Annotated in this window: 8 protein-coding genes; 2 read left to right on the top strand and 6 right to left on the bottom strand. The window is 45.6% G+C overall.

Translation table 11 applies throughout. From position 1 onward, the window contains the following. Positions 1 to 61: 61 nt before the first annotated feature. Entirely contained in the window at positions 62 to 994 is a 933-nt protein-coding gene (locus AC1RNB_RS01980) for a phosphoribosylaminoimidazolesuccinocarboxamide synthase (protein WP_493080237.1), read from the top strand. Positions 995 to 1,037: 43 nt separating this feature from the next. Here AC1RNB_RS01980 and AC1RNB_RS01975 read toward each other — a convergent pair whose 3' ends face one another. The 6 genes from AC1RNB_RS01975 to AC1RNB_RS01950 form a co-directional block, all read right to left on the bottom strand. Next, positions 1,038 to 3,251, bottom strand: a complete 2,214-nt coding sequence (locus AC1RNB_RS01975; RefSeq protein ID WP_493080235.1) for a TonB-dependent receptor plug domain-containing protein — start codon at positions 3,249 to 3,251, stop codon at positions 1,038 to 1,040. A 37-nt stretch (positions 3,252 to 3,288) separates the two neighbouring features. Beyond that, a complete protein-coding gene (locus AC1RNB_RS01970; protein WP_493080233.1) occupies positions 3,289 to 3,825 on the bottom strand; it encodes a hypothetical protein in 537 nt (178 codons plus the stop codon). 94 nt (positions 3,826 to 3,919) lie between these two features. Beyond that, positions 3,920 to 4,963, bottom strand: coding sequence for an oxygen-dependent tRNA uridine(34) hydroxylase TrhO (trhO, locus tag AC1RNB_RS01965; RefSeq protein WP_493080231.1), 1,044 nt, complete (start codon positions 4,961 to 4,963; stop codon positions 3,920 to 3,922). A 249-nt stretch (positions 4,964 to 5,212) separates the two neighbouring features. Beyond that, positions 5,213 to 7,657 (bottom strand): DUF5686 and carboxypeptidase regulatory-like domain-containing protein, encoded by a 2,445-nt coding sequence (locus tag AC1RNB_RS01960; RefSeq protein WP_493080229.1) that lies wholly within the window; start codon positions 7,655 to 7,657, stop codon positions 5,213 to 5,215. A gap of 170 nt (positions 7,658 to 7,827) precedes the next feature. Further along, positions 7,828 to 8,175: a hypothetical protein gene (locus tag AC1RNB_RS01955; protein ID WP_493080228.1), complete on the bottom strand. Its 348-nt coding sequence runs from the start codon at positions 8,173 to 8,175 to the stop codon at positions 7,828 to 7,830. A gap of 10 nt (positions 8,176 to 8,185) precedes the next feature. After that, positions 8,186 to 10,654, bottom strand: a complete 2,469-nt coding sequence (locus AC1RNB_RS01950; protein ID WP_493080226.1) for a penicillin acylase family protein — start codon at positions 10,652 to 10,654, stop codon at positions 8,186 to 8,188. A gap of 246 nt (positions 10,655 to 10,900) precedes the next feature. Between AC1RNB_RS01950 and AC1RNB_RS01945 the strand changes: the two genes are divergently transcribed. Further along, complete coding sequence (locus tag AC1RNB_RS01945) at positions 10,901 to 12,133, top strand: 4-hydroxy-3-methylbut-2-enyl diphosphate reductase (RefSeq protein ID WP_493080224.1); 1,233 nt, start codon at positions 10,901 to 10,903, stop codon at positions 12,131 to 12,133. Positions 12,134 to 12,142 lie beyond the last annotated feature (9 nt).

Genomic DNA, 12,142 nt, shown 5'->3' with positions numbered 1-12,142 from the left:
CTGTTGAGAAAAATTATGTGCACTATCCCTTATTTATCAAGGCACTGGCTAATTTTGGGGCATGTCTTCCTTTCAATTCCCTTTTCAAACCAATGTTTACCACGGTAAAGTAAGAGATGTCTACACCATCGGAAACGATTGGCTCGTGATGATCGCCAGTAACCGGATCTCTGCTTTTGACGTCATCCTTCCCCGTCCCATCCCCTATAAAGGACAGGTTTTAAACCAAATAGCTGCCTATATGCTGGAAGCTACCCGGGATATCTGCCCTAACTGGCTGGTAGAAGTGCCTACCCCCAATTCGGCTATCGGCAAAAGGTGTACCCCTTTTAAGATAGAGATGGTAGTGAGGGGTAATGTAGTGGGCCATGCCTGGCGAACCTATAGCAGCGGCAAACGCGAATTATGCGGCGTAACCATGCCGGAAGGATTGAAAGAGAATGATTTCTTTCCAACGCCCATTATCACCCCATCCACCAAAGCAGATGCCGGGCATGATGAAGATATCTCGAAAGAAGAGATCATTGCCACCGGCCTTGCTTCCAGAGAAGACTGGGCCGTACTGGAACGATATACGTTGGCACTTTTTGCCCGCGGCAAAGAGATTGCCGCCGCGCAGGGGCTGATACTGGCCGACACCAAATATGAGTTTGGAAAAATCGGCGATACGATTTACCTGATGGATGAAGTTCATACGCCTGATTCTTCCCGTTATTTTTACGCAGATGGATTTGAAGAAAGGCAGGCCAGCGGCGAAAAACAAAAACAACTGAGTAAGGAATTTGTGAGAGAGTGGCTGATAGCTAATAATTTCATGGGTAAGGAGGGACAAACCGTTCCTGAGATGACCGATGAATGGATCCAGACCATCAGCCTGCGGTATATTGAACTCTATGAGAAAGTAATCGGCAAAAAATTTGTACCGGAAAATATCAGTGAAGCAGATACCCTCACCCGGATCTCTGCTTCTATTCACAAACTACTTAACCACTGATATAAGGGATAAAAAAACCGGGTGTTCACCCGGTTTTTTTATGTTAGAATCCTGCTTTCAAACTCACAATCACATTTCTGCCCGGTGCAGAAATACCACTGGCAAAATAACGGTAGTTCCTGTCGAACAGATTTTCTACCTGTGCCTGTAATGATACCTGTTTACCTAATTTGATCAGTCCACGGATATTCAGCGTATACCAGGCAGGCATGCCATCGGCCGTGGCATATTGCTGGTTGTCTTCTCCATCGGGATTGTAATCGCCGATTCTTTTCCAACCATTAAACAGCAGATAGGTTTCAGCCTGCCAGTTCTCTTTGCTGTGTTTCAATCCTACCCTTCCAAAAGCCGGAGGAATATGATCCAGGGGAACAGTAACACCGGCTGCGTTGGTAAATTTTCCTTTGGTGTATGTATAGGAAGCTTCCAGGTTGGTATAAGCCGCCAGTTTCCAGGATACATTCAGGTTAAATCCTGCTACATAGGCTTTGGCTTTGTTCTGCGGAGCAAATACACCACTGCGTATGTTCTGGTACATAATGCTGTCTGAACCGTTAAACTGAAATTTATCCACCACAATCGCATTGCGGAACCAGGTATAAAATACGGCTCCGCCAAAACTCAGGTTCTCTGCATACTGGTTCCAGTTAATCTCCGCATTGTAAGTGTACTCTGGTTTAAGATCCTTGTTGGGTACCACCACATAGCCGGTTTTGGTATCAAACACTTTGGTCAGATCGTCCACATTGGGCGATCGGAAGCCACTGCTTAACAGGAAAGCCAGGCGGAAGCGGTTGGTACTGGCATATACAAGCCCCAGGTTACCGGTAACCGCTGCATGGTTCTGTACCGCTTTGGTAAAAGGAAAATGCATCAAAGCCGTATCGGCAAAACGCGCATCCATGTTTACCAGGTTAAAACGCAGGCCATCGTTCAGTGTCCACTCATCGTTGATCTTATAGATATGCTGTGCGTAAATGGCATTGGAACTCATTTTGGTAGGACCATCGCTGTAGCGCGTGGTTATTCTACTGGTAGCACCACTCAGTATATTCATCCGCTCTGCGGTAGAACGAACATAGTTGGTATAAGATTCCATTCCCAGATGTAATTCATTTTTACCACTGTAATGTTTTGCGTCCAGATTGAACCCGAAAACATTCACCCGCTCCCAACGCGAATCGCGGTTATTGTTTTTGAAACGGCGGGTGATCCGGCTTTCTTCCACATCCTGGTAGCTGGCCACCAGACGGAGCTCTTTAAAGAAACCTGTCATTTGATTAACTGAATATTGATACGACAGCATATTCCTGATCTGCGGACCATAATACCATTCTGCATATACCGGTGCATTGGCCGCAAATTCAGATAACCGGTCGTAACGGTTTACATTACCCGAATTACTCAACTGGATATTGAGTATATGCTGTGTATTTTCTTTGGGTTGAAAAAGAATTTTTTGTGTGATATCAGTTTGCCAGTAATCACTACCCGTTTGTTTATCCGGATCCGGATTTACAAATGCGCTGTCTGTATTTCCATAACGGCCTACGGTAAATTTTTTCTTGCCAAAATCAGGATAAGCCGACTGGCGGTTGGCCCCCTGACGCATATTACCAAAATGCCCATAGGTTACCGATGTAAGCGAGGCCCATTTGCTGCCACCTATGGTAAAGTCGACATGCCCCCTCGTCTCTTCGGTTGCAGTGGCATAGCGCATGGCAGCAATACCAGATACATTTGTTTTACCGGTAGTACTTAGCAGCGGATTCTTGGTATACATATTTACTACCCCACCCAAGGCATCGCTGCCATAGAGGGTAGAAGAAGGTCCGTATAACACTTCCATCCTGTCCAGAACCATATTATCTACGGTGATCACATTCTGCAAATGCCCTGCGCGGTAAATGGCATTGTTCATCCGAACACCATCCACCATCAGCAATACCCGGCTGGCTTCAAAACCGCGGATCACGGGACTGCTACCTCCCTGCTGGCTTTTTTGTACAAACACCGCGCCTGTATTCAATAATATATCACCGGTATTGGCCTGGTTGTTCAGTGTATTTTTATCGTTAATAACTTTAACAGATTGAGTAAGGTGTTTCAGTAATTCAGGAAATTTATTGGCATACACCACTACATTCCTGAGTGTGACGGGGTCTTTCTGGAAGGTATCCTGCACTGCTTTCTGCTGTGTATAGGATATGATAGGTAACGTCATGGCAAAAACCATGACATATATAATTCGTTTCATGTCATTTATTAAGTTGGAGAATAGCTATATCTGATTCCTATAAAATATAGCCACATTCGGGTGGAGGAGAAAGGATATCTGTTACCGGGTTATCCCATTGGCTCAGTTTCTGTAGAATCGTTTTTTTTGCTGTCACCACCAACATGGCAGTATCCGGTTCTTCCTGCAGATCGAAAGCTGTTACCAGTATTTTCCGGAAAACGGATTTGGCGCCGGTACTTTCTTTGCTGTGTTTCTGCCGTAACTCCTCTGCCAGCTTTGACAGTTTGTTTTCTTCTTGATCGTTGATGCAGTAAACAGTGGCTTTTCCATTGGCATATTCGATAGATACCACATCATACATACTTCCTTTGTAATAAAATTCTTCCTCTTCCCATATAACCGAAGGGTCAGAGATCGTTTCATTGGCAGCCGTAAAACTGAACATAGTAGTGTACGCATTCTCCCGGTGCTGGCGCAGCCAGACCTTCATATCAGCTTTGATGCCCAGCTGGTAGCCAAACATGATTAACTGATAACCTCCCATGTAGATCAGCAGGCAGCACAATACAAGTATGGTAGCAGTTCTTTTCACAGCAGTTAATGCCGAAAGATAGGAAATGTTTACCACCACATTCGGGGAATATGATAAATGCCGAAGGCCATATTCTGTTTACCGATGCAGATATCTATTTGACCGGTGGAGAGATTCTTGGTCTAAGCCTGGCCTGGCTTTTATTGAAAATATGCTGGCCCTTGTCCACTCCTTTGCGGATCTCCTTTTGTCTTTCTAGCGGCATGTGAATCGTATCCTTACAAGCGGTACTGCAACAACCATCCATTTCGGCCGCGCATTCCTTGCACTGTATAAAGAGCAGGTGACAACCATCATTTTTACAATTGGTATGATCATCGCAGGGTTTACCGCACTGGTGGCAGGTGGCAATCACATCTTCCGTAATACGCTCTCCCAGCCTGTCGTCAAATACAAAATTTTTACCGATGAACTTACTGGGAAGCTCTTCGCTTTTGGCCTGACGTGCATAATTGATGATGCCTCCTTCCAGATGAAATACATTCTGGAAACCTTTGTGCAGCATAAACGCACTGGCTTTTTCGCAACGGATACCACCGGTGCAGTACATAATGATATTTTTTTCTTCGTTTCCTTTCATCATATCCACAGCCATAGGTAATTGCTCGCGGAAAGTATCGGAAGGGATCTCAAGTGCATTTTCGAAATGCCCCACTTCGTATTCGTAATGATTCCGCATATCGATGACGATAGTACCCGGGTCCTTCAGCAGTTCATTCATCTGTTTCGCATTCACATATCTGCCTTTCCGTTCCATACTGAAAGCCGGATCATCGATCCCATCCGCCACGATCTTTTCCCGCACTTTGATCTTCAACACCCAGAAACTTTTACCGTCATCATCTACCGCAATGTTCAGGCGTAAGCCATCCAATGGTTTAATGGAATAGAGGAATTCTTTAAAAGAGTCAACGTTATCAGTGGGCACACTTATCTGCGCATTAATACCTTCTTTGGCTACATAAATACGGCCAAATACCTGCAGCGCATGCAGGTGTTTATAGAGGTAATCCCGAAACTCCTGCGGATTTTCGATCGGGAAATAACAATAAAAACTGATGGTGGTTCTGGAGAAGGTTTCTTCCATGAGTCGCTGCTTCAGCTCCTCGTTAGACACGCGGTTGTGCAATAATGCCATAGATGTTCATTTTAGACATCCCCTTCCAGGAATGTTCCGTGATTAATGGAGCCACTTGCAGGGTGGCCAAAATTTCGGAACAAAGATAGGGAATCGTGAGACGTGAATCGTGAGTCGTCAGACGTGAGTGGTGAGTAGAGAATTCGTTTGGTATTACTATAAAATGCGATGTATTGAATTTCCCAAAGGGCAAAACTCATTGTCCATTCACCACTCACCATTCACCACTCACCACTCACTACTCACTCCTTAAAAGAACGGCACCGACACCCTGAACCCGCTGGGTCGGCCACCGCCTGATTCGAAGCCCTGCACAAAATCGACACGGATCACTTTGAGGATGTTTTCGATCCCGAATAGGAGTTCGTAATAATCACTGCTTTTGTTAATGTGTAAAGCATTTACACCTGTAACGAAGAACCAGTTTAATTTTTTGAAACCGGGGATCTTATTACTGATCAGCCCATTGAGGTGATATTCTGCATGTGCCGCCACAGTAAAGCGGGAAGTGTTACTGTATTTATAATAAGGAGCCAGTTGAAAACTGCTTAACTCACGCGAAGCAAAAATGGTTTGGTTACCCAGGTAATGCTGCCAATCGGGGATAAAGGTTTTGGCAGCATCAAAAAAACCGGAAGCGGCGATATTGTATGAAAATTTACCGGCCAGTTTCAGGTCCAGATCATCGTTGATGCCGAAACGCCACCTGGTATAATCCACATCGCTTCCCAGTAATCCGTTAATGCCTTTGCTGATCGAAGCTGTAAACGTGGGATAGTCAGAACCTATTCCAATTTTCCGATCGGGGAATTCAATATAGTCCGCACCCGGCCGCCAGATAATGCCGGCTGTAAAAATACTGGCCTGGTTCCGGGGCATATTACCGGTGGCGATCTCTGTTGGATAGTTGGGTGTAAAACTCCTGTCGGAACGGTTTTTCCAGGTTACGGGATCTGCCAGGTTATCTAATGCAAACCTGTCCTGGAACTGAAAACCGGCACTGATACTTAAGCCGTTTCCGATGCCGGTACTATATCCCAAACGGAAGAAATTGGCTTCATATATTTTCAGATAATTGGCCTCAGATAACAAAGTGGACAGGGTATTGATGCGGGGTGTAATCGCGCCAGCGTTATTGAACTGCAACACCGTTCTGCCGCCGGAGAGATTTATGTTCTGGAAATATTTCTTTCCGAAATTTCGGCTGATGCTGATGGACGGATTGATATGCCGGTTAGCTAACCCAAAACGGATATCCGGGTTTACCGTTAATAGATTCCTTCCCTCAAATCTGCGGGTGTAGCGGGGAGAGAAACTGATCACACCGCCTTCCACCGTATTATAGTTAAGCGTACTTAACAGAGAAGGGATATTCACACTTTCTTTTCTTTTCCGGACGGTGAATGTTTGTCCGGAAAATAATAATCCACTTAACCGTATTTTATTCCTTCTTGCATCCAGCGAATCCAGATAACGCGGATCCTGCCTTACCTGTTCCAGACTGTCTTTCTTTTTGTAATCACGGATTTCTTCGGGCAGTAAAGGTAATGGGCGGATACTATCCCAGTAAGCCATCGTTTTTTTATTAGAACTGTCGTAGAATTTAAGAATAGTATGGTCAAAAAATTTAGGCTTGAAAGCAGGTGTCATATCAAACTTATCATATACCTGTACAAAACTGCCGAAGAAATCGAAACCGAATATTTTACCGGATGGATAAATGACCTGGTTTTTGATCACCCATACTTTTCCCGAGGGAACATACAACTGCTGTATGCGCAAAGTATCCAGCAACTGCATCTGCTGCGCGCGAAGTAATAAGAGATCCACACTTTGTATACGCCAGTCGTTTTCCAGAATATTGATATACCCGCTGAACACGGGCTCGTAGGCGCGTTTAGGGATTACTTTGATGCGGCTCACTTCTTTTCCGTTCTCGAAAAAAGTACCTTCAAATCTGTACTTATAAAAATTGAGCGCTCCATTGGCGATGGGTGAGATAAAACCCCGCGGGTTCAGATCCTCGCCCACGGAAATATTATTCTCATAAAAAGAAATGATCTGCGGTTCACTTAATCCAAAGGCACCACTTCGTCCGCTTACCTTGGTAGAAATCACTTCTACTTTTTCTTTAGCCGGGCGCTGAACAGAATAGCGGGCCACGGTTTCAGACAAAAAGATCATTCTGCGTTTGCTTGTATCGCCATCCTCAAAATCGATCTTCCTGCCCATGAAAGAAGCAGGAAAACTGCGCAGCTGCATTTGTCCCTTGATATATACTTCGCACTGAAACTGCGCAATCTCTTTCAGGTGCCGCTCCCTGTTGGCAATGGCTTTGCGGATAATGGCATAGGCCGGATCCTCACCCCCGCTTTTCACTTCCACATCAGCCAGACTGTATTGTTGTACTTCCAGTTCAAAATCAATTACCTGATCCGTTTTGTTAACCTGAATTTTTTTCTCACTTGATTTGTGTCCGATATACTGGCAAACAAGGGTATACGAACCCGGTTCCAGTTGCAGAAAATACATGCCCTTGCTGTTGGCCGAAACACCCTGTGTGGTTCCTTTTACGAGAACAGAAGAAAAAGCCAGAATATTCCCCTGCTTATCGCGGATGGTTCCGCTGATGGTGGCACCCTGTACCATGAGCAGGCTTGCACTGAGTAAAACAAATAAGCAGAGTTGTTTCATATAGTCTGGTTACAACGAATTTATAAGCAAAAAGTTGGGTTTTGCTTACCGGTTAACAAATGCGTAAGAGTTTAACGTAATGTTAAGCGTTGGGCAGGCACATAAAAAAGCCGTTATTACAAAGAGAAAGCAGCGTAAATCTCCTTGCAACAACGGCTATCTGTTTGCATTTATTTCCGCAGGTAACTGCCTGCCAAGGCTGCAAAACCGCTTACCAACCCACCCACGATACCCGTTACCAGAATCAATACCAGGTAAGAACCTCCCAGTGGTAGAATGGTGGCCACTTTGGCGGAAAGAATATGTTCATTGGCCGAGTCTTTGAGAAAAGCCATCCCGCCCCACAACAGAAAAAGACCGAGAAAACCCGACAGAAAAGATTTGCCCGGCTGTTGGTGAATAGCTACCGATACCAGCAGCGAACTGATTGTAAAACTCCACCAGGGAATGGTACTGTAAATACCCAGCACATAGGCGAGAAAGCCGGTTAATATGATTGCGGTGATTGTTTTATTCATGATCATTTGTTTAGCTGTTAGTAAAAGTCATGTGCCATTTAATGCGTTCGTGTTTGGCCGCCGCCGCCTGTTGCAGAAAAAGGATGCGGTAATACTTGCCGGCAGCCCAATAATCTACAAATGTGTCGTAATACTTGCTGCCGGGGTTACCGCTTTGTCCGCCGGGATACACCCCATATGCTTCGATCTCATCTGTCAGATGCACGATCATGCGCCAGCTGGGTCCATGGGTTTCTTTGGTAGCATTGATGATATGTTCGCCACCGCCAATGGGCAGGCGCAGTCTGCTGAGGCCGGGAATCTTGAGCAGGTGATTCACTTTGGTATCTTTCATCTTCGCCCATTCCAGTTTATTTTCCGCTTCCAGTTGTTTCAGGCGCGGAGCTGCTTTTTTGATGGCAGTCAGCAGATCCTCGGCAAAGCTTTCTGTTTTACCGGGCGTATTAATATCATCCATAAACCGGAAACTGGAATCGCCCCTTAATACGGTTTCCAGCAAAGTAGATGCATCGGGTTTGGGTAAGGGCAGTTTACTTTTCCGGATCTCATCGCCCCAAACAACTGCTTCCAGACTATCCCAGATACATTTGAAAACAGTGGCACCCTTTGCATTTACATCGTTACGCAGGTCCCAGTTTTTGAAAATATCTACATACTTTTTCTCATCCGCCGTTAACCCGCTCTCATCCAGGTTTCGCAACAATACCGGTCTCGCCATTTCTGCAAATACGTTGTAATTATCTGCCTGCAGGCGCTGCATATCTTCGGGAGTAATCATATTCATTTCCGCCAGTTTGCGGTTAATGATGATACCCCGGTACAAAGGAAAATTATTGGCTGCACCCAGGTAATAAGGATAAGTAGAATCGGTAGACATCTGGTTGGCACTGCTCACAAAACCTCTCACCGGGTTTATCATCAGCGGATTTTCTGTTACCGGAATCATTCCCTGCCATGCATAGGCGGTATCGGTACCCGGCTGAATAAAATCTCCCTGCCGGTTCCAGCGGGCCACAAAAGCCCCTTGCTGTTTGATAGCAATATCGCCTGTTTTGGATGCAAAGGCGAAATTCTGTCCCGGACATTCCCAACGCGAAATCGCATCCAGGTAATCATTGTAATTTTTTGCCCGGTTTAACTGATAAAAAGTCTGTAGGCCGGTTCCTGCTTTGTGGGCTGTCCACCTAATGGCGAGGTATTTGCCTTCGGTACTGACATTCTTGTAAGACTGGTCATACATAACCGGACCAAATACCGTCATGGCAATATTTTCTACCAGATCGGGTTTGCCTTTGATCCGGATCACTTCTTGCCTGTGTCCTGCTTCTACCCATTCTCCGTTATAATAATAGGAAGATAGGGTACTGTCTTTGAATTTGATATCATAGTAATCCAGTACATCCCTACCTGCATTGGTTACCCCCCATGCAATACTGTCGTTAAACCCGATGATCACCGCCGGCGATCCCGGAAAACTGGCTCCATAGGTATTGTGGGTAGGTGTATGGATCTGCATTTCATACCAGAGCGAGGGCAGGTTCAGACCCAGGTGCGGATCGTTGCTTAAAATAGGTCTGCCGCTTTTGGTTTTGGTACCACCTACTACCCAGTTATTACTGCCATTGTCTTTATCGGGCACCATGGGTAAGAGGACGGTACTGTTATTGGTTCCTTTACCGAGGTACAAAGAATCTTTACTGGCAGGTGCCTGCGGAACAATGGCGGCAGCGCCATACGCTGTTCCTTTCGGAATGATGGGATCCAGCGAATCCTGTACATTAGGATACAGTTTATCAAAATCATCGAACCCGAAATAATTTTTGGCATTGGTCATCTGCAGGTCCGCCGTAGCACCTCTTGCGGTAAGGTCGTACGACATAAACATCAGGAACAGATAAGTTTTCAGCGGTGTCCATTTTTCTGGCTTATAATCCAGCAATTTATATTCGAAAGGGATTTCCTGTGGTTTCAGCGAACTGATATAGGCGTTCACCCCTTCTGCATATGCTTCTACAGTGGCTTTCATTTCCGGATTCTTCTCCATATTGGCGAGGGTTTGCTCAGCCCCGTATACCATACCCATTCGACGGAACATCCGGTCTATCGGCAGCCGCTCTTCACCAAGAATTTCACTCAGCCTGCCACCCGCTACGCGTGTCTGAAACTCCATCTGCCAGAGGCGGAATCTGGCGTGTAAATACCCCTGCACATAATACGCATCCAGATCGTTGGCCGCATATACATGGGGTACCAGCCTGTCGTCCACATACACATCTACCTTATCTTTTAACATTGGCAGTTTCAGCTCACCATCAAAACCGGCATTCACTGGCTCGGCATTCTGCCAGAAACCCAGTTGCGGAGAAAGGAAATAACCCAGGCGCGGTGTTTTGCTGCCACCCGCCGGCAGCTGGGTATTCAATGCCACTACCAACCCGGCTGTACAGATGCCAGAGAGCAGAAAAGGAAAAATTCGCATAGCAGTCGTTTAAGTGATGAAAATACTGAATTTTTAAGTACCAGCTAAAGAAGCAGGAAGCGTGCTAATGAAAAAATCAAAAGTCAAAAGTCAAAAAATTGTCATGAGATCAACAAATAGGGCAGTTAGGTGTTTTAGCTAGAGGATGCTGGTATCTATCAATTTCGGCTCCGTCACAGCCTTCTCATTTTTAATTTTTAATTTTTCTTACCCTCGCCCTCCCGAACTTCGTAATTTCGCTCCACCATGAAGCAATTCAATGTACCCAATATATACCGCAGTCCACTGATCAGTGCCATCAAACAGCAACGGAAGCAGTCGGATAAACTGAAGAAGGATTTCAGTCCTACCCTGGTAGACCTGGGTCCGATACAGATCTACCTCGCCCGCCACTTTGGTTTTTGTTATGGGGTGGAGAATGCCATAGAGATCGCCTTTAATACCATCGATTCCAATCCCGGCAAGCGTATTTTCCTGCTCAGTGAGATGATCCACAACCCGCAGGTAAACAAAGATCTGGCTGAAAGAGGTGTGCAGTTTCTGCAGGATACCTATGGTAAACAGGTGATCCCGTTTGAAGAGATCACGGGTGATGATGTGGTGATCATACCCGCTTTTGGTACCACACTCGAAATTGAACAACTCCTGATCGATAAAGGTATCCCCACCGCTCAATACAATACTACCTGCCCGTTTGTAGAAAAAGTATGGAACCGTAGTGAGCAGATTGCAGAAAAAGGATATAGTATTGTGGTACATGGCAAACCCAAACATGAAGAAACCCGCGCTACTTTTTCGCATGCTTCCTCGCATACGCCTACCATTGTGGTAAATGATATGGAAGAAACCATCGCACTGGCAAAATATATTACCGGCGAAAAACCTGCGGAAGAATTTTATACCGAATTCAAAGGACGCTATTCGAAAGATTTTGATATTACCCGTGACCTCCAGAAGATCGGCGTAGTAAACCAGACCACTCAGCTGGCCAGCGATACCCAGGCCATTTCTGATTACCTGAAAGCCGTTTTTATCCGGCATTTTCAACTAACGGCCGATACCATCAGCGAACGTTTTGCCGATACCCGCGATACGCTTTGTTATGCCACTAACGATAACCAGACAGCAGTTACCGGTATGTTGAATACAGATGCCGATATGGCCATTGTGATTGGCGGACATAACAGCAGTAACAGTTCTCACCTGGTTGAACTCTGCGAAAATGAACTCACTACTTATTTTATTGATGCTGCCGATAGATTACTCAACAAAGCAACTATTGAACACCGCAACTGGCAAACCAAGGAATTAAGCACCATTTATGGCTACCTGCCCGATAAACAGCCCTTGCGAATCCTCATTACCAGTGGTGCCAGCTGCCCTGATGCGGTGGTAGAAAAAGTGGTTCGTAAACTGGCATCGTTTTATAGTGTGGAATCGAGGGTGGATGAGTTCAGTCAGCAGATCGTTAATATGTAAAGCAGATAC

The organism is Sediminibacterium sp. GW821-FHT12F12, assembly GCF_058806635.1.
This window is presented reverse-complemented; position numbering and strand designations above follow the sequence as displayed.